Source organism: Sphingobium bisphenolivorans (assembly GCF_000412635.1).
Lineage (GTDB): Bacteria > Pseudomonadota > Alphaproteobacteria > Sphingomonadales > Sphingomonadaceae > Sphingobium > Sphingobium bisphenolivorans.
On record NZ_ASTG01000030.1, the window covers coordinates 19,842 to 42,480 of the forward strand.

Below are 22,639 nucleotides of genomic sequence, written 5' to 3' on the forward strand. Positions count from 1 at the left end.
TGCCGCGCAGGTGAACGCGCGGCCTTATATTAGAGGAGCTAACGAATGCCGGTCATCACCATCGCGCAGAGCAAAGGAGGCGCGGGTAAAACCACACTCGCTCTCGCGCTCGCGTCTGAATTCGAGGCACTAGGCGGCTCCGTATTCATGCTCGATGCTGACCGCCAGAACAGCCTGCTAAACTGGCACCGCGATCGCCGCGAAGAGGGAAGGGGAGGTGACTCCCTCATCACTGTGGAGGATGCCTCCCAGATCCGCGACGCCGAGATCGGCGCAGCTATCAAAAGGGCGAGGGAAAGTGCACAACTGGTGATCGTGGATTCTGAAGGGACGTCCAACTTCAAGACCGCATATGCCGCGATGGACTCTGACTTTGTCGTGATACCAACCCGCTCCTCGCGCCTCGACCTCGAAAGAACCGTGGAAACCAGCGAAATGCTGCAGAAGATGGGTGGCGGGGTGCCATACCGAGTCCTCATTACCCAAACCGGACAGGTCGCGCGCTCGCGCGCCGAGTGGGAAATCGATGCCCAAATCAGCAGTGCATTGCCGATATTCAAGGAGCAAATGCACACACTCGATGCATTCCGCGCCATGTCGAATTTCCGCATGACCCTCGCGGAAGTGGAGCAAGCTGGTCTCGCCAAAACGGAGAAAGCCCGGCGCATAGCCCAGAGCATCCTCGCCGACGTCCTCGGCGAAATTCAGAACAAGGAAGCATCCAATGGCTGAACCCAAACCCGCAACTCCGGCCATGGGTGACATCATCGGCAAAACCCGGCAGCGCCTCGAAACGAATGACGATCCAACCGCTCGCCTCAAAAGCCTGATCGCGTCTACACCGCCGGCGGGTGCCGCGGTCGACCCATCCCCAACCCGGGAACCGCTCCGGCCAACGCCCCCGGCGAATTATTTTCCGCAGGTCCAAGCCGAAACCGCCGCAATTCCCAAGCGCAAACCAATGCGCGGGCCAGCGCGGACCAAACATATCACTATGCGCCTGTCGCAGCCCGAGCGTGACCGACTAGTCCTCTGGTGCGAGGCCAGAAACCTCAGCCTACCCGACGGCATCATCGCCTTGCTCGATCTCGCCGAAGGGGAGGGGCCGGTCTGACGCCCAGGATGCGTTTATGTGAGTAATTGGGGGCAGGGGCCTATGCACGCCCACGTTGCTGCACGAAGGATTTACAAAACCCCTCCCACGACTTGTAAAGTGCATCCCCAACCAGGTTATCCAATCGAGACCCCATCGTCTTGCGATACCCGCTCGCAATGAGATCCTTGTCCCAACCACCGCCATAATCCGCAACGATCGTCAACAAACGCGTGTCGGGGCAGAAGTGCAGGGAATCGCGGGGAAACGGCTTACGCTCGATAATCTTCGGCCGATCCGCGATCGCGATCGTCTCCACCGTGCCCTCACGCCGCGCGCGCCGACCAACCCTAGGACGATCCAATTCGCGCGCGGTTTCCTTCTGATCCTCAAGATCCTTGGGGTGAAACATCAGTTTCACGGCCTCGACCGGCCGACCGCGGCCCGATCCCCGGATTTCCTCCCATTCAACCGTGAAATCCGCCAGTTGATCGATCTCCGCCTTCGACTTCGCCAGCACATCGCGCCGGAACTCGGCAAAGTTCTTAAAGCTGCCGTCAGGAACTCCAAGCTTCCGCCGCAGTTCATCGACCTTCATTTTGTACACCCGGTTCTGCCGATTGATGATCAGACACCCCAGATCGTAAAGGGAGAGAGCATAGCGAGACTGCAGCGCAAGCATCACACCGAGATTGACGCGCGCATAATAGTCCGAACGCTGCAACACCCGCTTGAAATTATCCGAGAACTGAAATTCGACGACGCTCATCCCGTCTTCGGAAATTTCCTCGACACAGCTCGCCAGCAACGCCTGGGACATCACCGCAGGTTTACCCTTCGACGTCGTCGTCCGAATACGAACAATGACCCGAAGCAATTCATCCATCACGGTCTGAATACGCTCATTACCCTTGTGGGAGCCTCGAAGCTCCTTCTTCGTAATAACGAACGTCTTGTCTTCATAGGCTTCCGGACCAGCCTTGCGCAGCATCAACGCAAAAGCTTTGCGCGCAGCAGCGCCAAGCGAGCCGGTCTCGAACTCGGACTCGACCAATTCGCCGGGTTTGCTTACAAAATCGAGATCACGGCGGCGAATCACATCCGCAACGCGCAGCGTCCGGCTCAGACTCTCCAGCCCTGATGTTACCTCGATTTCCGATATGTCCGAATCGAGCTTCATATGAGTTGCATACCATCAACGTGTCATAAAGAGAACCCGCCCCCGTTTACTCACATAGACGAACCCCCGCCGCCTCATGAAAGAGGGCAGGGCGCTCTGTCACCAGCCCCCTAGTCCTCACATGAACGCGCCGCGAAACCCGCAGAAATACACGGGTTTAGGAGCGCCCCCGATTCCTCACATAAACACGATCGGTTGGCCTAGATCATTCAGCTGCCGAAAGACCAAACAATGTGCGCCCCCAGCGACTCACAATAACGCGGCGCCAAGCTGCTGATCCGAATCGGTTTTCCGGGGCTCCCCCGTCCACTCATATAAACGCCGATCCAAAGGACTGACCGCTTACCACTGCAAGCCCAGACGCCCCCGATCACTCATATAAAGAACCGCACGACCGGCGTCAGCCAATCCCGACCGCCACCATCGCCCTCAAAATCGACCCCAAATCCAGCACAGTCGGCCAACAAAACGATTCATTGGGCTGAATCAAGCCCTTCCAAAGGCCACTTCATATCGAATCCCGGCCACCCCCAATCGCTCACATTAACCCCCGGACGCTCATTTAGTTGCCCCCTTCCGCTCGCATTAAAGCCCCCTCGCGCTCACGCTAAAGCCCCCACCGGCTCATATAGAGGCATATCAACGCATTGAGTTTCAACGACTAAATGGCCCTGAATCTTAGAATCCTGAATCTATAGAAGCTCCCGCGCTCCGCTTGGGCGTTTTTATAAGATGATTCTTTAAGAGGGATGCAACCGCGAGGTTCGTTCCAGACACCACCGGCCTGCCCAATCGGACACCGTAACCCACAGCGCATCAAACAACGGCCCTGGCACTTTGATTATGCTAGAGGCAGCAAACTGTCGACCATCGCAGCGTACATTGCCTCCACCTCCGTTTGCGACGTAACGCGGCTATCAGGGCTATCAGCTGGCGCTGTCCGCCACGGTATTCCTCTCATAACGCGCTTCGAGCGACGTCAAGGTCCAAGTAGGGGAGGGGGGAGGGCGATTCACTGCCCAACGCAGGGTTTGCGACAATCCCTCACCCCTTACTCTGATGAAAGGCCCCTGCTATGCCGACCACGTCGGAAACCTCCGCCGAGCGCAAACTCAACAGCTTCCAGCGCGCCTGGGAATATGCCTGCCGTCGGAGCGAGCGGGCCGGCTATCCCCAGACCATCGTACGAACCGGTCTTGTCGAACAGCCATTCCTGGTCACCGCAACCCCAGACAAAAACGCCGAGATTGCTGCACAGGTCATGCCGTGACAAAATACCCCGCCCGGAAACCCTCTATTCTCTCAACCAGCTGGCGCCCGAAATGTCCGCCACGATCGACCAAGTGGAAAAGACGGTGTGAACAGGCCGACCGGGCCATCCGGTTCCGGCGATACATAGGGTGAGATCGGATCGCTCACGGGATGGTGACGGGCTACACTGCCCCGTGTCTTGAGTATCCCGGCAAGCCAGTCGAGATCGTCGAGCATATGGGACGCACCGCGTCCGGCGAGCGCATAATAGATCGAACGCTGGTAATCATCGCCTCGCTCTCCCAGAATCCGGCCCAGCTTTCGCCGACCATCTGGATGGCGGGTACCGACAAGATGCACAGCCTCGAGCAGCTCCACCACAGAGTAATACGCGTCGTTCGCTTCGACACCGATCGACAGCGCCGCAATCGCCCGGCGCTCCGGACGCTGCACATGATCCAGCGACGCATCGACAAGCGTGATGTCGATATCGATCCGGCCAGGCAGTTTCTTCGGGCTGCTCATGTGACATCTCCTAGACAAGCAAAAATAGGAACATATCACGAACAGGGCCAATCGACCAGAGCAACTTCCTCCAGACCGTTATCAGGCGATACGCCATGTGCTATGCTCCTCACCGAACGCCAGTGGACAGGAGAATGTGCATGCTGACAGGATCAGCGGCATGCCCCCGATGTCGCCCTGGATCGTTCCATGTGGCTGGTTGATCGCGGGGGCAGGGGGCACCAACGTATCCCGATCGATCCGATCGTGCGCAACGCGCTCGTGCGATGGTACGTCGGAAAGGGCAATCACGACGACGAAGAAGCCGGCGTGGTGCTCGTCGAACAGGCTAGGCTCGGCGACATGTGGATCGCTTGCGACTGCCTGGGCGCGCAAGTCGCTCCGCCGCTGATGACCCCGGCCTATCTCAGCGAAGCGGAAACTTTCTACCTCAGACGTCTGACGGGTCCGGGAAGACCCGAACATCGCCTCGATTGTCCATTCTTCCATGCCCAGGCCGCTCCCGGACACATGGCGGCTGCCGATCCGGTTCGGCCAGTCGACCGTCTCGATGGCTATTTCTCGGTGCTGAAGAGGGCTCCGGTTCGTCTCGCGCGCGCACCCGACGACAGCGCGAGCGGACGTATTCGCCAACCACATATCCCGCGGCTTGCCCGGTTGATGTGGCGACTACTCGATCTTGCAGGTCGCAACCAGGCCATGCTGTCGCCCAGTGACGAACGGGGCATCGCCAGCGAATTTGCCGCAATCCAGCAGGTCGCCGCTCATATCGAAGTTGCCCCAGGCGTCGAGTTGGCGAGGGTGCTATGGACGCACGGTTCGGCCTTCCGGCACCGGCGCGTCTATGCCGGTATTCGCGCGCTTGCTCCCCGTTGGCCACGCGGACACGCGCCGCAAGGTTTCCTCCTGCTGTTTGCCAACAGCATCGAGGGCAATATCATCCATGCCGCCGGCTGCGATCCGATCGAGATCGCGACCCGCATCCAGCACCCATCGATCCATGGCACACCCGTCGCCGGCCCCTATCTGGCACTGATCGTCATCGGCGAGCTGCCGCAGGTGAAAGGCTACGCGCCGCTGCGCGCTTACGCCCAGCCCATCTATTCCGGCCAGCGCTTCATACCGGTCGATTCCGATTTCGAACGCACCGTCTTGCGCGATCTCCTGCGGATCCAGCACCGGCTCGACGAACATTATTACGACAGCGCGATCACCAAGCCCTTGTTCGATATCCAGACACCCGTTGGGAACTGCCGGCCCGACTTCATCATCGAAACATACTCTCGTGAAACCGGCGAGAACCGTATCGCCATAGTCGAGGCGATGGGCTTCGACACAGACGCCTACCGCGACGCCAAGGCGATCACGCATCCGCGCATGGAAAAGATCGGCCCAGTCATCGATATCAATGACGCTGAACTTCGCAACGGCTTACTGCACGCACGTCTGCTGGATTTGATCACCAGCGGCTGAAGCCGCGGCCTGGCTCGCCATCATTTTTTCCAAACACACGAAAACGACCAACCTGGCCTGAGGCCCGATGGGCCACGAAAGGCAAGGGGGAGGGGAGCGGAATGGACTCGCCGGAATGAAGGCGCACGGCCGTGAAGGACGGGTCCGCGACATTCCGCAAGGAGACGTGTCTTGGACGCACTAGAACCCAGTCCCGAAATCACCCTGCCGCTTTCCAAAATCGTCAAAGGAGATAATCCGCGCCGCTATTTCGACCGAGCCAAGCATGAGGAACTCGTGGCGTCGATCCGTCGGCGCGGCGTCTTGCAGCCCATCCTGCTCCGACCAAAGGAAGGGTTCTTCGCTATCGTTGCCGGCGAGCGGCGTTATCGGGCCTCACTCGAGGTTTACGGCCCGGAAGGCGAAATCCCGGTCGTCATTCGCGACATGACCGATCAGGAAGCCCTCGAAGCGGCAATCGCAGAGAACCACGATCGCGACAACGCATCGGAGACCGAACAGGCCGATGCCGCCGTGCGCGTCCTTGCCGCATGTCATGGTGACCGCGCGGAAGCCGCAAAGCGTCTGGGATGGTCACGCACCATGTTCGATCGCCGGCTTGCCCTCGCGGAACTATCCGAACCGGTCAAAACCGCGCTGGATGAACGCCGGATCAAGGTCGGCCATGCCGAACTGCTCGCCGCGGTGCCGAAGGACAAGCAGGACAAGGCTCTCGAAACCATCCTTACGGCCCAGCTCGACGTCGCCAAGACACAGGAGCTTCTCAAGCGTGTGACACAGGACCTTGCGTCCGCCTGTTTTGACAAAAGTGAATGCACCAGGTGCCCCTATAATTCCGCAACCCAGCGCGCGCTCTTCGAGACCCATGTCGACGACGGCTATTGCACCAATGCCGGATGCTTCCAGCTCAAGACCGAAGCCGCCGAGGTGTGAAGCGCCCCGGCTTTTCAGGAGGCAGTTTCCATTGGGCTATGCAGCCATATCGAGGTTCTCGAGGGCTGCATAGTAATTGTCTTCAGCCTCAGCGGGCGGGATGTGCCCGATAGGGCCGAAGAGCCGGTGATTGTTGTACCAATCGACCCAGCGCAGCGTTGCCATTTCCACGGCCGAAACGCTTGGCCATGACCGCTGCCGCCAGATGACCTCGGCCTTGTAAAGGCCGTTGATCGTCTCGGCCAAGGCGTTGTCGTAGCTGTCGCCGACGCTACCAACCGAGGGAACGAGCTTGGCCTCGGCCAAGCGCTGAGTATAGTTCATCGCGAGGTATTGAACTCCCCTGTCGCTATGGTGGATCAGCCCGTCATCGGGGCCTGGCCTGCGGGCATGAATTGCCTGCTCCAGGGCATCCAGAACGAAGCCTGCAGTGGCTGATGTGCTGACCTTCCACCCCACAATCCGCCGAGCAAAAGCGTCAATCACGAAGGCGACGTAGACGAAGCCCGCCCAGGTATGCACGTAGGTGAAATCGACAACCCACAGAGCGTTGGGCCGGCTGACGCGAAACTCCCGATTGACCTTGTCCAGCGGACACTGCGCCTTCGGGTTGCTGATGGTGGTGATCGTCTTCTTTCCACGCCGGACGCCCGCCAGCCCCATGGCGCGCATCAGCCGTTCCACCGTGCATTTCGCCACCATGATGCCTTCACGCCGCATCTGGTGCCAGACCTTGCGTGCGCCATAAAGGCCGAAGCTGGCCTCATGGACCCGCTTGATCTGTTCCCTGATCTCCTCATCGCGCCGGGCACGTGCCGGACGCCTTCCGGGATCGGCACGGCGCGCGGCATGTTCACGATAAGAGGAAGGGGCGATTGCCAGCTCGCGGCAGATCGGCTCGATCCCCAAATCCTCGCGATGGGCGTCGATAAACGCCATCATCATCTCCCGGGGCGGTCGAGCTCCGCCATCGCAAAATATGCTGATGCCTTGCGCAAAATCTCGTTGGCCCTGCGCAGTTCCTTCACTTCGCGCTCAAGCAATCTCAGGCGTTCCCGGTCATCAGCGGCAAGCGCCGCTGGCCCCGCTCGTCGGCTCGCCTCCTCGCGGCACCAGCGGCGCAGCGTCTCCAGCGAGCAGCCGATCTTCGCCGCGATCGACTTCATCACTTCCCACTCCGAGCCATACTCAGCTCGCTGCTCCGCCACCATACGAACCGCCCGCTCGCGAACTTCAGGTGAAAATTTGTTGGTCGTCTTGCTCATATCGGATGCTCCTTCTCACAAGTTGGAGCCTCCGGAAAAGCCGGGGCGCTTCAGTGATCCGGTTTGAGAAAGAAGCGCAGGCTGAAGCCGCGGCAAGGGCTGCGCTCGCAAGATCGCCTAATGATGACGGGGCGCCGCCCGCCGATACGGATACCGATACCGTGCCGTCCGCGACTTCGCAGCATGGGGAAGGGGAGGGCGAGCCACCTTCGGCACAGTCCGAAGCCAATCCATCGCCGACGCTTGCTCCGGCCACTCCGGTGAAAGCGACGCAAAGCTCCCCGAAGCCCGGTGTGACCGCCAAATCGATCGCCGCACGCACGAAGGAATTTCGAGAAGCGACATGGCGAACCGCCCTTGCGCGCGCGCTTGCCGGCAATACCGATCACGCCCGGACGACCATCCTTGTTGCGGCGATGTCGGGCAGCCTTGCACAGATCAAGGCCGAAACGCTGACATCGCGCGCAGGTTTCCTGGTCGGCGAGACTTTCCCGGATCTCGATTATGCGGAAAAGATCGCTCAGATCCAGGCGCTGAACGATGCCCGCTCGGCGAACGTCTTGTCCGTCATTGGCGCCGCTTATGCCAAGGACGTCCTCAGCTTCAGCCACGTCGCCGATCTCGCACGCGTGTTCCAGGTCGATCTGCGCGACAGCTGGCAGGCCGATCAATCCTTTCTCGAGCGGTACACCAAGGACGAACTCAGCTTCATCGCCCAGGAATGCGGCCTCGTTGCCCACATCGGCGCGAAGGCTTTCGCCAAGCTTCTCGCCTCCAAGAAGACCGAACTCATCACCGGTATGCTCAACCGCAGTGGGTTCGACTGGGCCGGACGACTGCCCGGCGCAATGACTCTCGACAGCATCTATGGCCCGCCGCCGGCCCCAACACCCGTTCCCGAGGAAGCCCCCGCGCGCGTCGCCGAATTCGTCGCCTGATTACCCTCCCGATCCCCACACGAAAGGACTGAACACCATGCTTGTCACAAGCCTGCTGCCGCTGCTCGCCCGCTATTCGCTCAGCTTCGATCTTGTCGCAGGACCTGACGACACCGTCACCCTGACCATCATCCCCCGCAAGGCTGAAGGCGCCAGCGACACTCTCGACAAAAGCGAGACACGCCCGATCGCCATTACGGCAAGCGCGACCGAGATCGATGCCGAACTCGCCAGGGGATCCGAAGGAGCACTCGGTCAGCTCATCGCCGCGCGCAAGACGCTCGCTGACCAGCTGGCAGGACAGCGCGAGGTCGCCGAAGCCGCCAAGACGGCCGCGATCGAAGCAGCGAAGGCGAAATCAGCCTCGACCCCCAAGATCCCGGCATCCAGCCCCGCGGCCAAAGCCCCGGCTCCGGCCTCTCCGCCCGCGGACGCGAAAGCGGACGAGCCTGCGAGCCTGTTCTGATCCCTCACCATCCGTTTCGACAACCAGCAGTCAGGAGACCCTAATGCAGATCAATCATCTCGAACGCGCCTACCGCTACGATGGCATTGACCTCCCCGTGCCTCCGCACCTCGCGGCCGAGCCGAACGCCCTGCGCACCTACCATGCGACACTCTATCCCGCGATTATCAACGCAGAGATCGTCGATGCCGGCGTGGTCGGAGGCGTCCATGTCACCGAATATCGCCGCGCCGTCGGGACAAAGGGCTGAGTATGGCGCGCCGCAAGCCCGCACCCATACCGCCCGCGCCCCGCAAATCCCTGCTCGAATGGATCGAATGCGATGACGGCAATCCTCCTGGAACCCAGCTCCCCGCCTGCAGCATCAAGGCCCAGACCCTCCATGCGCGGGTCGCCACCAATCCAGCCCTGGCCGGGCATGGTATCTCCGAACCGATCCCCGCCCCCACGGGACTTGCACTCCCGCCGCTCGGCTAATCTTGTCGGGCGGTCACCCGCGGTGTCGAACAATATCCCCGTCCTGTTCGATGGACCGCTGGCGCCGCACCACAAGCTGATCGGTCAATGGGTCGCGGCGCGCACTGCGGAGACGCAAAGCTTCACGCGTCCGGAAGCGCGCCGCCATATCGAACGGGTCTTCAGCAAGGCGGTTCACGAAATCCTCGGCCCCGTCGACATGGTCGAGCTACGCACGGTTGTTCTTCACGGTGACGATCACGGACCGCCTGCAATCGCAGTCGTCTGCGATAGCCTGGGCCAGATTGACCTTGGCTGGATCGAAACCGGTGATGCCCCGATCCGTTGGCGCGCCACTGTCTACAAGGCGCTTGGGCAGACGCTGGGCCGCGCTCTTCCGATCTTCGGATACGACGACCTCTTCGAAGAAGTCTCGATGTACTATTGGGAAGGCGAGACCGACGATGAAGCCGCCCGCCAGAGCATGATCGACATGTACGGCGCCGACGAAATCGAAAACAGCGAGATGACATTGCCGTCGACGATGAACGCGCGGCGCCCCGAATGGATGATCGCGGACAATGCCGCGCGGCCCTCACGTCTCCCGGCACGCTTGCGCCAGCTCCTCGCCGAACTTCACGACGCCCATGCAGCGCTCGGCAAATGCGATCCGAAACGCAGCGCCTGGCATTTCGACTTCGAGACGGTCTGCGAATATGTCCCCGGCATCGAGGAATGCGCAACCCTGCCGCCGCTGACCCTCGTACCCTTCGACCAGTTCGCGCGAGAACTCGACGATATCGGCCGCCATGGCATGGAAATGGGCTTCATGGACTTTTGCGGCCTGTGCCCTCTGCCGGACGCCAAGCGTATCGACGACTGGTTCGCCACTTTGCGCGCCGGCGCGCGCTTCCTCGACTGCGCCCAGGCCCTGCTCAAATACGACCCGACAAGAAGGTGAGACTTTCATGTCCGATTATTCGACCCATTTCGAAGCCGTTGACGGCCGTCTCGTCCTGGCCAACGCGATCCTGCTCTACCGCAGCGATACACGGGGATTGTCCCGTTCCTCTGGCGATGACAGCTTCGCCTTCGCCAGCATGCACCCGGTCACGCTCGACAGCGAGGATCGCCCCACTATCGAAGCGGGAACACCGCTGACCCGCGCGCATCTGCGCCAGTGGACCGAGGCACTCGGCCGCACCGCCATCCCCCATATCCTCCCCGAGAATGTGCTTGTCTCGAACCCTGACGTCCTCGTCTGGTGGGTGGCCGAGCAGGTACGTCCTGCCTATTTCGCCTTATCCTCCCCACCGGACGACCTGCGGGTACTTGGCGCACGGACCATCGTCCCCGTTCCCTATCCGGCACACCTCTTCGTCGCCACCCGGTCAGGCCTCGGAATCTTCGCCCTGCCGGCCAACCAAAGGCCCACGGCGGATACCAGGCTGCTGCATTCGCCGATCCTCAACGTCTTTGTCGAAGGACATTTGTGCTGGGGTAACATCGCGCGGCCCAAACAACTCTCTCCCGCCGCCATCCCCGAGTTCGAGCGCGCCGTGTTCGACAGCTGGTCCACCCATCCCAATCCCGGTCAGGAGTTTACGGTGAAGGGGAAGGGCGGTCTGATCGCGCTTTGGGACGATCTCGCCGCACGTCGGGCACGCCGGTTTCCGGTGAGCCGCCTCAAGCCGTTCATCGCCGGCGCCCGCCGAAGGACCGGACAAAAGCAGCGCGCCAACCCAGGCGATCCGTTCACCCTCGAGCGCCTGATCGCCGCAATCGCAAGGAAATGACCATGATCGCAGACGATCCGACGGCCGCGGCTATTCTCGCCGCCGTGCCTTGTTACCCCATTCCGCCATCCGGCAAGTCGCCCGCAATCGATGCTCTGCGATCCGCGCCTGCCGGTCATGGCATCGCGGTGGGATGCGACGCTGTCATGCTGATCCTGCGCCGGCCTTGGCTCGCGCTCGATGTTCCAATCACTTCCGCGATCGCCGGCTATCTTCCCTATGGCTCTGCAGGAGTGCCCCGTGCCGACCTCCTTTGCGGCCTGATTCCGCAAGAATTTCGAACCTCCATGCTCGATCACTTTCGCGCCGCACTCCCCAATGAGGCAGCGGTATTCGTGCTATGGAACGAGGTCACCCGGCAATTCTCGCTCAGTTACCCGACGATCGACGAAGCGACGCCCTCGCGCCTCGTCTACCGTACACCCGTCCTCCCGCCTGGCTGCTATATGGTCGCGGATGTTCACAGCCATGGGCGAGCGCGCGCCTTCTTCAGCGCCACCGATGATGCGGACGATGCCGATACGACCAAACTGGCGCTCGTGTTCGGCAGGATCGATGATCCCACCGGCCCCGAAATGGTCTCGCGCCTGTGCGCCGGCGGCATGTTCCTCCCCCTGCCACGCAGCCCATTCGCAGGAGAACGTCATGCACAATGACATGCCACAGCGCCATTTCCTCCCCGCCGCCTTCAGCCATCGACCAATCCGGATCCTCCTTGTCGGGTGCGGCGGCTCAGGCTCGCAGATGCTCATGGGATTGACGGCTCTCGATACCGCCCTACGCGCCATCTCCTCGCGCTCTCTCGATGTGACGACGGTCGATGACGACATCGTCACCCAGGCCAATCTTGGCCGTCAACCCTTCTACCCATGCGATGTCGGAACCTCGAAGGCGCGCACGCTAACCGAACGGATCAATCTCGCGCACGGCCTCGACTGGAAGGCCATCCATGGCCGCGCTCCTGACGCCGCTAGGCTTGATGCCACCGATCTCCTCATCACCTGTGTCGACACCGCGTCCGCGCGTCGCGCGATCGGCGCGGCGATGGAAGAGGAACGCAACAAGCCCGACTATTGGATGGACCTTGGAAACCGCGCAAATGACGGGCAGTTCATCATCGGCTGCCCAGCGCCTGAGCGAGGCGAGGAAGAAGCACGCCTGCCCACCGTTCTCGAAGCCTTTCCCGAACTCAGCCATGAAACACTGCCCGATAACGACGCGCCCTCCTGCTCGATCGCCGAGGCGCTGGAACGGCAATCGCTGTTCATCAACCGCGTCGTCGCGAGCCACGCACTCGCGCTTCTGTTCGACCTCTTTGGCCGCGGTTCCATCGGCCACGCTGGTGCGTTCATCAACCTTGGCTCGGGTCAGACCGTGCCAATCCCGCTCCCACGAATCTGCTGAAACTTGCAAAAATTGCCATATTTGCTATTTTGGGAGGATCATTTAGCCAAAGAGAGTCGCATGGCCGATCCCGCAATCGCCGCACCCCCGAAAAAGAAGGTTCCGCTGACCACCTTCCACAACCACACGGGACAATATCTCGATCTCGGGCGCCGGACACCTGTCACCATCACCAAGCATGGAAGACCTGACATCACGTTGGCCGAAGCTTCCTACTTCGAGCGGCTTGAACGAATTGCGGCCGGTCAAATTCTCTCGGTTCTGGATCTGGTTGCCGTCGACGCCGCCGACATGACCAGTGAGCATGCGGCCCTCTTCGAAGCGGCCCGTCCGACGAGAGAGGAAATCGCGTCAGATCGTTGGAACGATGACCCCGCTTCCTAAGGTCGGTGACATACTCCACTACGTCTACCTGTTCACCCACGAACAGCAAGCTGGTCGCGACGAGGGCGTCAAAACACGCCCTGTCATGGTAATCGCCACACAGGGACAGCGGGTGTTTACAGTCGCGATCACGACGAAGGCCGACAGGCAAGCCTCAACCCTGGCAATACCCGATCAGGTAGCGGACGCTGCGGGGATCGCCCGCGGCACCTCAGTCGTCGTCGACCAGTATAATCACTTCACCTGGATTGGTTACGATATCCGACCTGTGTCACCGGAACCTTCCTATGTTGCCGGTCGCATGCCTCCAGGCTTCACCAATGCAGTTATTTCCGCTCTCAAAGCCAACGCGACCGGAATCAATCGAGATTGAGTCCTCACATTACTCACGCTCAAGCATAAGCATTTGAGGTGATCAATGCCTCCAAATCAGCAAACCCAGACGGTTCTCAGGCCCTACGGGCCGCGTTAGGGAAGGGGGAGGGGCAATGGTGATCCAAAGGAGATCACCATCATGCTCACCACACGCAGCCAGCGCTGGCGCGACCGGCGCTGCCACTGGATACCAGACGCGACGGAAATCGATCCGAAACAGCTTGCCGTCGATGTCATAAGCACGAAGAACCAGGCGGCCCCATTCGTGCGGGCACATCACTACACCGCCTCGATGCCTGTCGCGCGCCTGTCGGCCGGCCTTTTCGCCAATGCGGGAGGCGGCCGCTCGGAACTGGTCGGCGTTTGCGTCTTCTCGCACCCGGTCAACAACGCCAGCGTTCCCAAGAGCGCGGGCCTTGCCGATCCGCGCACCGCCTGCGATCTCGGTCGTCTTGTCATAGACGATTCTCAGGGTGGCAATGCCGAGACCTTCCTGATCGCCCGCGCGTTTCGGCTCCTGCGCCGCGAGAAACCCGAAATCCTCTCCGTCATCTCCTATGCCGATCCGGTCCGCCGCGTTGATCCCGACGGGCGGGTGATACTCCCCGGACATTGCGGCCTCATTTATCGCGCCGCAAACAGCCAATATTCCGGCAGATCGAGCCCGCGCACCGACCTCATCCTGCCCGACGGGCAGCCGATCTCTTCACGCGCGCTGTCCAAGATCCGCAACGCCGAATGCGGACAACGCTATGCGATCGATGCGCTCCTCAGTGCCGGGGCACGCCCACCCCGCTTCGGCGAAGACCGCGCGGACTGGCTCGCCGATCTTGAGCGCACGGGCTTCCTGCGCCGACGACGCCATCCCGGATGTCATACCTATCTCTTCCCCCTCACAAAAGCGGCACGGATCGCGGCGCGCAAGGTTCCGAGCCTGCCCTATCCGGTACTCGATCGAAGCGCGACGCTGGGCGATGTAACCGCATTGCCGCTGCTCCACCATGCAGCGTGAGCCCTCGCGCGAGGACCAGTCGACATGACCGACGCCTTCGATCCCGCCGATGCGGCGTGCTGGATAGCGCATGGCCGTGCCCCGCATCATGCTCATGCCATAGCCAATGCCTGGCGCGCCTTTCCTGACCTGCCAAACGATACGCCGCTCGAAGCGCGCATGGCCCGCACCCGCGAGCGCACCGCGATGCTCAAGCCACTCCACGAACGAATAGTGCAAGAAGGCGAGCAACAACGCCAGGCGGCAAACTTCGCCCATGTCGAGCGGAAGGTTGCCGGGGGCAGCACCGACAGCCGGGATAGGGGCATTCTCCATGCCCGTGCCGTCTATGGCTATGACTGGGACGAAGCGGTAGCCTGGGCCGATGGCAATTACGCAGCGAAGGCAGGATGGGAGGCCCGGCCACCATCCCTTACTCGCCAGGGCAAACCCGATCGCCGCCGCGGCGCCTACGACCAGGGATTTCTCGATGGGGGAGGGCGGCCCGATGACATTTTCGACGTCGCCCGCCGATCCCTTGCCGCAGTCACCCCCGAACCTGCCACAGCCACCAGCCCGCCCTCCTCACGGCCTCTGCCTAGCCAGTGGCCCGCGCCCACCGATCTGCCGACACCCGTCTCATGGCACCGGCGTTTACTGCTTCTCGGCGCGACTGAACACGCCGCGGGGACAATCGGCATCCTCGCCATGCTCCATGAGCGGATAGGCCATGACGAAACCACAGTTTGTCTGATCGACGCCCAGACCGGCCTTTACGCCCTTTCTGGCGCGACCGGGCTGCCACCCGGGGATGACGAAGCACTCCGGGCGCATCTTCGTCAGCGTGATTATGCCGACATACTCGCGGTTGCGGAAGAAGCTGAACTCGCACGACTCGATACCGACTCTCATATCTTGCCACTTGCGCGAACAATGGAGCGCACGCGCAACTCGCTGCTCCAACAACGGACGCAGTTTCGTCTCTGGCTTGCCCGCGGTCGGGCTCGAGGCGAGCAGTTTGCAGCCGGCCATATTCGCTGGAGCAAAATGGCAGCAGGGCTCTCCGGACGTCTCGGCGATTTCACTGTCCGCTACGCCGGCCCCGCGCATCCGCGGGGACACCGGATCATCGTCGAAGACGCCTATGGCGAGACCGCAACAGGTTACCGCACTGCGCGCGGCCATGATCTCAATCCCGAAATCGTTATCGGCAACAAGAGCCATCTGCGATCCGCGATGACCGAGCTGCTGCGCCAATATGCCGCGGCCCTGCGCCTGGGATGATCCGATGCGCGATCAGCTCCAATCCGACCGCCCCGCTTCGCGCTGACAGGAAAGGGAAGGGGGAGAGGGGCGGGTGCTTGCCATTGGAGCATCACAGGAGTCCCCCTATGAAAATCGAACTGCGACGTATCACCCACAGCGCCGCGCTATCCCAAGAAACCACTGCCTATCGCGCGGAAATCTGGATCGATGGCGAATTGGCCTTCCATGCCCATAACCAGGGGCACGGGTCCGCCGATTTCTTCGACAAGGTCGGTTGCTGGGATCTGGCTGAGGTCGATACGTGGCTGAAGGCCAACCGGGCGCCAACCGTTCTGGGCGACATAACCCTCGATCATGATCTCGAAGCCGAAGTGAGCGATCTGCTGACACGCGCACTCGAAGGCCGACGGCTGAAACGTCTGCTGCGCACCAATCTGGTCACCATCGAGAAGGACCAGATCTTCCAACATCCACTGCGCAAGCGCCCGATCGCTACCATCTCTAGCGCCGTGCTCGCCACCAATCCCAAGGCTGTCGTCGTCAATGGCGCCGGAGACGAGGTCTTCGAGCACGCCCTCGACCTGCTGATGACCCGTTAGTGACGCTCCAGGTCGGGCCGTGGGCCTGACCGCGATCTTTGCCATGCCCGCGCTGCGACGCCCTTAGCGTCACTCCCGTTCCCGCATGGACTGCTCGCCCCGACGTGCCCCGCACCCCCAGGGCAGGCCGAGCCCTCAACATCGCCTGAAAAGGAAGCTTCCATGCGAAACAGTGCATCCGCGCTGGCGCTCCAGCTGTGCCTGGACTTCGACCAGCCCATCAAGCCCTCGCCAGAACCGCCGAAGACATCCCCTATCGCCTCCGACCTGTTCGAGGTGAAGGCAAAGCCGCCGCACGTGCTGCCGGTCGATTTCTCGTTCGCTGGCGGAAGGACACTCGCCCCGTCGTGGAAGGGCCGCGCCCATGACAATATCGAGGCGATCCGCCTGCTGAACCTGATCGATCGCGAAAATCGAACTGCGACGCGTGCGGAACAGGAAGCGATCGCGAAGTTCATCGGCTTCGGCGCGTCCGAGCTTGCCAACAACATCTTCGCCCGCCGTGGCGATGAATACCGGCAGGGCTGGGAAGAACTCGGGCAAAGCCTTGTCGCTGAAACCACCGAAACCGAACTTCAGTCGCTCAAGCGTGCCACGCAATATGCGCACTATACGCCTGAATACATCATCCGGGCCATGTGGGAGGCCGCCCGCATCCTCGGCTTCACCGGCGGCCAGATCCTCGAACCCGGTTGCGGCAGCGGGTTGTTCATGGGGCTGCGGCCGGACTTCCTCTCCAGCGACACGCTCTTCGTCGGTATCGAGAACGACCCAGTCACCGCACGCGTTACCGGTGCCCTCTATCCCAGCCAGCTCATCCGTTGCATCGATTTCGACAAGGCATCGCTGCCCGGCGATTTCGATCTCGCGATCGGGAATCCGCCCTTCTCGAACGTAACGGTGCAGAACCGTTCGGCTCCCGGACGCCTGGGACTCTCGCTCCATGATTTCTTCATCGCCCGGTCCATCGAGCAGCTTCGCCCCGGCGGCATCGCCATGTTCGTCACGTCGCGATATTCACTCGACAAGAGCGATCCTAAAGCGCGGCAACATATTGATGCCATGGCCGATTTCCTCGGAGCGGTGCGCCTGCCGGGGAAAGCCATGCGCGACGAGGCGGGCACCGACGTCGTCGTCGACATCCTCCTCTTCCAGAAACATCAGCCCGATGCCTCCCGTCCCCGGCGCCACTGGCTCGACCTTGCCGACATAGAAGGCAGCGACGAGGGTAGTGGTCCGCTGCGGATCAACAGCTACTTCCTCGATCATCCCGATCATGTGCTCGGCACTCATGAATGGCGCAGCGGCCAATATGGCATGGAATATGGCTGCGCCGCCGCACCTGACGCCGACATTCCCGCCCTGCTGGCTGCTACGCTGACGGAAATCGCGTCCCGCGAGGCCGGTTCCTTCAGGCCAATCGAGCGGACGACTTCGCTCCGCGACAGAACGGACGTCTCGCTTGACCTCTCGATCGGCACTGCGGCCGACGAGGCCGATTTCAAGGAAGGCAGCTATCTCGTATCCGGCGGCGCACTGCACCAGATCGTCGATGGCATACCCACGACCGTCGCGGTCAAATCCGGCCGGGGCGAACCGGGTCTCTTCGCCAAACATGCCAACGTCATCCGCGCGCTCATCCCGATCCGAGACACCGTCCGGACCATTCTGCGCGCCCAGCTAAACGACGAACCCTACACCATCCTGCAGGAGCGGCTGCTCACGCACTACCGGGCCTTCGTCAAGAAGAACGGCCCGATCAACCGCACCGTCACCACGATCCGTACCGACCCGGACACGGGAGCCGAGAAGGAATATCAGCGGCGCCCCAATCTTCAGCCCTTCCTCGACGACCCCGATGTCTGGCTGGTCGCCTCGATCGAAACCTATGACGAGGCGAACGACGTCGGCACGCCGGGTCCGATCTTCACCGAGCGCGTCGTCAAGCCCCCCGTTACTCATGAAATCCACTCCGCGCAGGATGCCCTCGCGCTCTCCCTCCATGAACGCGGACGGGTCGATATAACCCTGATAGCCGAGTTGCTCGGCACCAGCGAGGCACAGGCGCTGAGCGACCTGGCTGAAGACGTCTATCTCGACCCCATCCGCAGCACGCCGCATTTCAACAACTGGGTTCCCGCAGACGAGGCGCTTTCCGGCCCGGTCCGCACCAAGCTCGCCCTAGCGCGAGAAAAGGCCGATCTCGATCCCCGTTTCCTCGCCACCGCCGCGGCGCTGGAGGACGTGCAGCCGGTCGATCTCAAGCCGAGCGAGATCACCGCGCGGCTGGGAGCTCCCTGGATACCGACCGATGTCATCGAGACCTTCATCGCCGAAACGATGGAGATCGAGACCCGCATCTTTCACACCGTGAACATCGCGAGCTGGACCGTCGACAAGTCTCCCTTCGAGGGACATGTTAGCTCGACCTCGACCTGGGGAACCCCGCGCCGCAGCGCCGCCGACCTCATCGAGGACGCGCTCAACTCCCACATTCCCAAAATTTACGACGTCATCCGTGAGGCCGACGGATCAGAGCGGCGCGAACTCAACACGATCGACACCGAGGCTGCCAAGGAGAAGCTGACGGCCATCAAATCGACCTTCGAGACATGGGTCTGGCAGGAAAGCGACCGCGCTGACCGCCTCGTTCGCATCTATAACGACGCCTACAACAATCTCGTGCCCCGCGCCTTCAACGGCAAGCACCTGAAGCTGCCGGGCGCATCGGACGCCATCCGGATGCGCGATCACCAGAAGCGTGTCGTCTGGCGGATCATCGCGGCCGGCTCCACCTACGTCGCGCACTCGGTCGGCGCCGGCAAGACGTTCAGCCTCTGCGCCGCCGTGATGGAGCAGCGCCGGCTCGGTCTCGCCAACAAGCCAATGGTCGCAGTGCCCAATCACTGCCTCGCCCAGATCGCCCGCGAGTTCCTGATGCTCTACCCGACCGCACGGATCCTCGTCGCCGACGACACCAACTTCGTGAAGGAAAAACGCCAGCGATTCCTCGCGCGCGCGGCCACCGGCAACTGGGATGCGATCATCATCACCCATGATGCCTTCAAGTTCATCCCGACTCCGGCGACGTTCGAGAAGGAGTTCATCGAAGACCAACTCGCGAGCTACGAAGCCCTCGTCGACAACATCGACAGTAATGACCGCGTCTCCCGCAAACGCGTCGAGCGCCTCAAGGAAGGGCTTCAGCGTCGCCTCGAGAACCTGCGTTCCCGCAAGGACGATCTCGTCCATATCGGCGAGATCGGCATCGATCAGATCATCGTCGATGAAGCCCAGCAGTTCCGCAAGCTCACTTTCGCGACGAACCTCGGCGACCTCAAGGGCGTCGATCCTGTCGGTTCACAGCGCGCGTGGGATCTCTATGTCAAATCCCGCTACCTTTCCGGTATCAATCCCGGACGCGAACTGATCCTCTCATCCGGCACGCCAATCACCAACACGCTCGGCGAAATGTACACGCTGCAGCGGTTCATGCAGCACGACGAGCTTTACTCGAAGGGTTTGCACGAGTTCGACGCCTGGGCCGCCAATTTCGGCGACACGCGCACCGAACTCGAACTGCAGCCCAGCGGTAGCTACAAGCCGGTCACCCGCTTCTGCGAATTCGTCAACGTCGCCGACCTGATGGCGATGTACCGCAGCGTCGCCGATGTCGTGCTGAAGGACGACCTGCGCCAATATGTGCAGCTCCCCACCATCCGGGGCGGCAAGCGGCAGATCGTTGTCGCCCAGTCCGCCGCGCCCTTCAAAGCCTATCAGCGGGTGCTCGCCAAGCGCATCAAAGCCATCGAAAGCCGTAGCGGTCGCCCGCAGAAGGGCGATGACATCATCCTGTCGGTCATCACCGACGGCAGGCACTCGGCGATCGACCTGCGCTTCGTCGATGCCGGGATCGGCAACGAAGAGGGCAACAAGCTCAATCTCCTGATCGAGAACGTCCACCGCATCTGGCGGGAGACCAGCGAGAACCGCTACACCGACCCGGAAACCGGCAAGCCCTATCAGCTGCCCGGCGCCGTACAGATGATCTTTTCGGATCTCGGAACCGAGGCCGCCATCGAGACGCGCGGCTTCTCCGCCTATGTCTGGATTCGTGACCGGCTGATCGCGATGGGCATCCCTGCCGATCAGATCGCCTTCATGCAGCATTACAAGAAGAACAGCGCCAAGCAGCGCCTGTTCAATGACCTCAACCAGGGGCGCAAGCGGATCGTCCTCGGTTCGACAGCGACAATGGGAACCGGCGTCAACGCACAGCAGCGCCTGAAAGCCCTGCATCATCTCGATGTGCCGTGGATTCCCTCCGATATCGAGCAGCGCGAAGGCCGGATCGAGCGCCAGGGCAACCAGAACGACGAAATCGAACTCTATGGCTATGCCACAAGCGGCTCGATGGACGCGACCAACTGGCAGATGCTCGAGCGCAAGGCCCGCTTTATCGCCATGGCCATGTCGGGCGACCGCTCCATTCGCCGGATCGAAGATGTCGGTTCGAACGTCAGCCAGTTCGCCCTCGCGAAAGCCCTTGCGTCCGGCGATGACCGTTTGATGAGAAAAGCCGGGCTGGATGCCGAAGTCGCCCGGCTGGAGCGGCTGCGCGATGCCCATGTCGACGACCAGTTCAATATCCGCAGAACCATCAGGCGCACGATCGACGCGATCGATGAGGGCAGGGCGCGGATCGTCAGGCTCGAACAGGATATAGCCCAGCGTATACCAGCGAGGGAGGATGAGGTCATATTGGCGTTGGAAGGCCAAATCATCTCCGACCGCAAGGCTGCCGGCGAGCGGATCATCCGGAAAGCCCTCGACCTGCGCAAGAGTGGCGCCGACACCCTTATCATCGGATCACTGAGCGGCATCGACCTCAAGGTCACCAGCCACCCCGCCCTGAGTGACGACGGCAGGCGCTACCTGCGCGTGATGATCGCACCGGTACATCACGGCCAGGACCGTGCGTTCGAGATCAGCGAGAAGACCCGGTGGAGCACAGCACTTGGCCGACTGGAATCCTCTCTCGCCAATCTCGATGCCGACCTGGCCGAAGCGAGAGGAAGTCTTGAAGCCAATGAGCGGCGCCTGCCCGCGTTCCAGGCACGCCTTGGTCAGGAATTCCCCGAAACCGCGTTGCTGGAGGAAAAACAGCGCGAACTGGCAGAACTCGAAGCCGAACTGGCCGCGACCAGGGGTGAGTTCGATTCCGACAATGACGATGAGGCACGGGCTGACCGGGGCGATGGCGAGGCTCTCGATTGCGTGGAGCCGGTGCTGGACATGGTCGTGGGTGAGTGAACCGCAGAGAATGGAGCAGACCGTTAGGGCAATACATGACCTGAGTTGGTAGATGCGTCGCCGAGATCATCCTTGTAAATCTTCCATGTGCCGGAAGATTTACAAGGATGACACCAGCCCCACGGGCTGTCACCATTCGAGCGTGAGCGCAAAGGCTGCGACAATTGCCAGAATTACCGGCGTTCCGGTCAGATAGAGCTTCTGCCAGCGCCACCATGTTCCCGGCACGAACAGCAGGACCGCGCGCACCGATCCAAGGCCGCGCCAAAACCGTTCGCGCCACAGCTGAACCGCGACCATTGTCCCCGAAAGAAAGAGCGTGAGCATGCAGACAAGCGTGGTCGCCGCATACAGCGCCGTCCAGTTCATGATCTCGGCTTGCGACATCTCGCCTTCACCTTTCGCATCTGGATCCCGAACCCCATGAGCCTACAGCACGCTGCCTGATTCTCCTAAATCACAGGGGTAGACAATCGGATCTCCACCAGATCACCGCCAGACCCCGGCCCACGCTCTCCGAGATCGCGGCCATATCGCGCACGCGCGAGCCTCATGGCCCAAAGCTGAGAGGGGTGGGGAAGGGGGGCGGCAAGGCGGATCGCGCAACGCAGTCCCGCCGTTTGCCCGCCCATCCCGGAGATAGATATGCACAAAAACCCGCAGGCCGGTTCCCGCACCGAGCGCATCGCCATCCTCAACGACCGCTGCCGGCAGGGCCTCGATCGCGGTTCGCGCACTGTTATCACCAGAAACTGCCTTGCCCGCCTGGCTGGTGAAGGTGGCCTCGTTGCCGAGCTGCTCGCGCAAGCGGCGATCATGGCGGCCGTGCGCGGTGCGAGCTTCGATCGCGACAGCCCTGAACGCGACATGGGTTCAATCACCGTCCGCGAGGTCAAAATCCTTTTCAAGATCGATTTGTATGATCCGGGCC

Annotated in this window: 22 protein-coding genes, 1 pseudogene and 1 other annotated feature; of the genes and pseudogenes, 19 read left to right on the top strand and 4 right to left on the bottom strand. The window is 61.7% G+C overall.

The window, feature by feature from the left end; all coding sequences use genetic code 11:
• The first annotated feature begins 45 nt into the window (after positions 1 to 45).
• Together L858_RS0117705 and L858_RS0117710 are read left to right on the top strand one after the other, a co-directional pair.
• Positions 46 to 732, top strand: coding sequence for a ParA family protein (locus L858_RS0117705; protein WP_022684429.1), 687 nt, complete (start codon positions 46 to 48; stop codon positions 730 to 732).
• Positions 725 to 1,114 (top strand): hypothetical protein, encoded by a 390-nt coding sequence (locus L858_RS0117710; RefSeq protein WP_022684430.1) that lies wholly within the window; start codon positions 725 to 727, stop codon positions 1,112 to 1,114. The genes L858_RS0117705 and L858_RS0117710 overlap by 8 nt, the downstream gene beginning before the upstream one ends.
• A 40-nt stretch (positions 1,115 to 1,154) precedes the next feature.
• Here L858_RS0117710 and L858_RS0117715 read toward each other — a convergent pair whose 3' ends face one another.
• Positions 1,155 to 2,273: a replication initiation protein gene (locus L858_RS0117715; RefSeq protein WP_022684431.1), complete on the bottom strand. Its 1,119-nt coding sequence runs from the start codon at positions 2,271 to 2,273 to the stop codon at positions 1,155 to 1,157.
• 1,075 nt (positions 2,274 to 3,348) lie between these two features.
• On the opposite strand from L858_RS0117715, the gene L858_RS0117720 reads away from it, so the two are divergent.
• Positions 3,349 to 3,543, top strand: a complete 195-nt coding sequence (locus L858_RS0117720; RefSeq protein WP_022684432.1) for a hypothetical protein — start codon at positions 3,349 to 3,351, stop codon at positions 3,541 to 3,543.
• 32 nt (positions 3,544 to 3,575) lie between these two features.
• Here the strand turns inward: L858_RS0117720 and L858_RS0117725 are convergent, their stop codons facing one another.
• Positions 3,576 to 4,049: a hypothetical protein gene (locus L858_RS0117725; protein ID WP_022684433.1), complete on the bottom strand. Its 474-nt coding sequence runs from the start codon at positions 4,047 to 4,049 to the stop codon at positions 3,576 to 3,578.
• 189 nt (positions 4,050 to 4,238) lie between these two features.
• Here L858_RS0117725 and L858_RS0117730 point away from each other — a divergent pair, with 189 nt between their 5' ends.
• Both L858_RS0117730 and L858_RS20560 read left to right on the top strand, forming a co-directional pair.
• Positions 4,239 to 5,522, top strand: coding sequence for a hypothetical protein (locus L858_RS0117730; protein WP_022684434.1), 1,284 nt, complete (start codon positions 4,239 to 4,241; stop codon positions 5,520 to 5,522).
• A gap of 171 nt (positions 5,523 to 5,693) precedes the next feature.
• A pseudogene (locus tag L858_RS20560) lies at positions 5,694 to 6,449 on the top strand (PRTRC system ParB family protein); the annotation flags it as partial.
• 42 nt (positions 6,450 to 6,491) lie between these two features.
• On the opposite strand, the gene L858_RS0117740 reads toward L858_RS20560, so the two are convergent.
• Positions 6,492 to 7,720, bottom strand: a protein-coding gene (locus L858_RS0117740; RefSeq protein WP_128830678.1) for an IS3 family transposase whose coding sequence is annotated in 2 segments (ribosomal slippage) — positions 6,492 to 7,432 and positions 7,432 to 7,720 — 1,230 coding nt in all. Because the reading frame shifts where the segments join, the coding sequence is not laid out codon by codon here.
• Positions 7,323 to 7,439, bottom strand: a sequence feature (AL1L pseudoknot). Its footprint overlaps the gene before it by 117 nt.
• Before the next feature lie 53 nt (positions 7,721 to 7,773).
• Here L858_RS0117740 and L858_RS20565 point away from each other — a divergent pair.
• The 13 genes from L858_RS20565 (at position 7,774) to L858_RS0117810 (ending at position 21,708) form a co-directional block, all read left to right on the top strand.
• The gene (locus L858_RS20565) at positions 7,774 to 8,658 is read left to right on the top strand and encodes a hypothetical protein (RefSeq protein ID WP_022684436.1); all 885 of its coding nucleotides are present in this window, start codon (positions 7,774 to 7,776) and stop codon (positions 8,656 to 8,658) included.
• 37 nt (positions 8,659 to 8,695) lie between these two features.
• Positions 8,696 to 9,124 (top strand): PRTRC system protein E, encoded by a 429-nt coding sequence (locus tag L858_RS0117755; protein ID WP_022684437.1) that lies wholly within the window; start codon positions 8,696 to 8,698, stop codon positions 9,122 to 9,124.
• 43 nt (positions 9,125 to 9,167) lie between these two features.
• Positions 9,168 to 9,374: a PRTRC system protein C gene (locus tag L858_RS0117760; RefSeq protein ID WP_022684438.1), complete on the top strand. Its 207-nt coding sequence runs from the start codon at positions 9,168 to 9,170 to the stop codon at positions 9,372 to 9,374.
• A gap of 249 nt (positions 9,375 to 9,623) precedes the next feature.
• The gene (locus L858_RS20575) at positions 9,624 to 10,541 is read left to right on the top strand and encodes a hypothetical protein (RefSeq protein WP_238564993.1); all 918 of its coding nucleotides are present in this window, start codon (positions 9,624 to 9,626) and stop codon (positions 10,539 to 10,541) included.
• Between the two features lie 7 nt (positions 10,542 to 10,548).
• A complete protein-coding gene (locus tag L858_RS0117770) occupies positions 10,549 to 11,376 on the top strand; it encodes a PRTRC system protein B (protein WP_022684441.1) in 828 nt (275 codons plus the stop codon).
• 2 nt (positions 11,377 to 11,378) lie between these two features.
• A complete protein-coding gene (locus tag L858_RS0117775) occupies positions 11,379 to 12,032 on the top strand; it encodes a PRTRC system protein A (RefSeq protein ID WP_081643391.1) in 654 nt (217 codons plus the stop codon).
• Positions 12,022 to 12,780 carry a PRTRC system ThiF family protein gene (locus tag L858_RS0117780; RefSeq protein ID WP_022684443.1) on the top strand — a complete coding sequence of 253 codons (759 nt, stop codon included), beginning with the start codon at positions 12,022 to 12,024 and terminating at the stop codon, positions 12,778 to 12,780. The genes L858_RS0117775 and L858_RS0117780 overlap by 11 nt, the downstream gene beginning before the upstream one ends.
• A 60-nt stretch (positions 12,781 to 12,840) precedes the next feature.
• On the top strand, positions 12,841 to 13,164 hold the full coding sequence (locus L858_RS0117785) for a type II toxin-antitoxin system prevent-host-death family antitoxin (protein WP_022684444.1): 324 nt from the start codon (positions 12,841 to 12,843) through the stop codon (positions 13,162 to 13,164).
• Positions 13,148 to 13,537: a hypothetical protein gene (locus L858_RS22080; RefSeq protein ID WP_022684445.1), complete on the top strand. Its 390-nt coding sequence runs from the start codon at positions 13,148 to 13,150 to the stop codon at positions 13,535 to 13,537. Before L858_RS0117785 ends, L858_RS22080 begins: the two co-directional genes overlap by 17 nt.
• A gap of 141 nt (positions 13,538 to 13,678) precedes the next feature.
• Positions 13,679 to 14,551: a Mom family adenine methylcarbamoylation protein gene (locus tag L858_RS20580; RefSeq protein ID WP_022684446.1), complete on the top strand. Its 873-nt coding sequence runs from the start codon at positions 13,679 to 13,681 to the stop codon at positions 14,549 to 14,551.
• A 24-nt stretch (positions 14,552 to 14,575) separates the two neighbouring features.
• The gene (locus L858_RS0117800; RefSeq protein ID WP_022684447.1) at positions 14,576 to 15,814 is read left to right on the top strand and encodes a hypothetical protein; all 1,239 of its coding nucleotides are present in this window, start codon (positions 14,576 to 14,578) and stop codon (positions 15,812 to 15,814) included.
• 107 nt (positions 15,815 to 15,921) lie between these two features.
• Complete coding sequence (locus L858_RS0117805) at positions 15,922 to 16,395, top strand: hypothetical protein (protein WP_022684448.1); 474 nt, start codon at positions 15,922 to 15,924, stop codon at positions 16,393 to 16,395.
• Between the two features lie 162 nt (positions 16,396 to 16,557).
• Positions 16,558 to 21,708: a helicase-related protein gene (locus L858_RS0117810; RefSeq protein ID WP_022684449.1), complete on the top strand. Its 5,151-nt coding sequence runs from the start codon at positions 16,558 to 16,560 to the stop codon at positions 21,706 to 21,708.
• A 129-nt stretch (positions 21,709 to 21,837) separates the two neighbouring features.
• On the opposite strand, the gene L858_RS0117815 is transcribed toward L858_RS0117810, so the two are convergent.
• Positions 21,838 to 22,077 (bottom strand): hypothetical protein, encoded by a 240-nt coding sequence (locus L858_RS0117815; protein ID WP_238564994.1) that lies wholly within the window; start codon positions 22,075 to 22,077, stop codon positions 21,838 to 21,840.
• 276 nt (positions 22,078 to 22,353) lie between these two features.
• On the opposite strand from L858_RS0117815, the gene L858_RS0117820 reads away from it, so the two are divergent.
• A partial coding sequence (locus L858_RS0117820; RefSeq protein ID WP_022684451.1) for a hypothetical protein occupies positions 22,354 to 22,639 on the top strand: 286 nt, incomplete at its 3' end.

Bases quoted from the DNA above. Each gene is read 5' to 3' on its own strand.
- L858_RS0117785 (WP_022684444.1), top strand. From the start codon at position 12,841: ATGGCCGATCCCGCAATCGCCGCACCCCCGAAAAAGAAGGTTCCGCTG.
- L858_RS0117755 (WP_022684437.1), top strand. From the start codon at position 8,696: ATGCTTGTCACAAGCCTGCTGCCGCTGCTCGCCCGCTATTCGCTCAGC.
- L858_RS0117780 (WP_022684443.1), top strand. From the start codon at position 12,022: ATGCACAATGACATGCCACAGCGCCATTTCCTCCCCGCCGCCTTCAGC.
- L858_RS0117800 (WP_022684447.1), top strand. From the start codon at position 14,576: ATGACCGACGCCTTCGATCCCGCCGATGCGGCGTGCTGGATAGCGCAT.
- L858_RS0117760 (WP_022684438.1), top strand. From the start codon at position 9,168: ATGCAGATCAATCATCTCGAACGCGCCTACCGCTACGATGGCATTGAC.
- L858_RS0117770 (WP_022684441.1), top strand. From the start codon at position 10,549: ATGTCCGATTATTCGACCCATTTCGAAGCCGTTGACGGCCGTCTCGTC.
- L858_RS0117810 (WP_022684449.1), top strand. From the start codon at position 16,558: ATGCGAAACAGTGCATCCGCGCTGGCGCTCCAGCTGTGCCTGGACTTC.
- L858_RS0117775 (WP_081643391.1), top strand. From the start codon at position 11,379: ATGATCGCAGACGATCCGACGGCCGCGGCTATTCTCGCCGCCGTGCCT.
- L858_RS20580 (WP_022684446.1), top strand. From the start codon at position 13,679: ATGCTCACCACACGCAGCCAGCGCTGGCGCGACCGGCGCTGCCACTGG.
- L858_RS0117710 (WP_022684430.1), top strand. From the start codon at position 725: ATGGCTGAACCCAAACCCGCAACTCCGGCCATGGGTGACATCATCGGC.
- L858_RS0117805 (WP_022684448.1), top strand. From the start codon at position 15,922: ATGAAAATCGAACTGCGACGTATCACCCACAGCGCCGCGCTATCCCAA.
- L858_RS0117815 (WP_238564994.1), bottom strand. From the start codon at position 22,077: ATGAACTGGACGGCGCTGTATGCGGCGACCACGCTTGTCTGCATGCTC.
- L858_RS0117720 (WP_022684432.1), top strand. From the start codon at position 3,349: ATGCCGACCACGTCGGAAACCTCCGCCGAGCGCAAACTCAACAGCTTC.
- L858_RS0117705 (WP_022684429.1), top strand. From the start codon at position 46: ATGCCGGTCATCACCATCGCGCAGAGCAAAGGAGGCGCGGGTAAAACC.
- L858_RS0117715 (WP_022684431.1), bottom strand. From the start codon at position 2,273: ATGAAGCTCGATTCGGACATATCGGAAATCGAGGTAACATCAGGGCTG.
- L858_RS0117730 (WP_022684434.1), top strand. From the start codon at position 4,239: ATGTGGCTGGTTGATCGCGGGGGCAGGGGGCACCAACGTATCCCGATC.
- L858_RS22080 (WP_022684445.1), top strand. From the start codon at position 13,148: ATGACCCCGCTTCCTAAGGTCGGTGACATACTCCACTACGTCTACCTG.
- L858_RS0117725 (WP_022684433.1), bottom strand. From the start codon at position 4,049: ATGAGCAGCCCGAAGAAACTGCCTGGCCGGATCGATATCGACATCACG.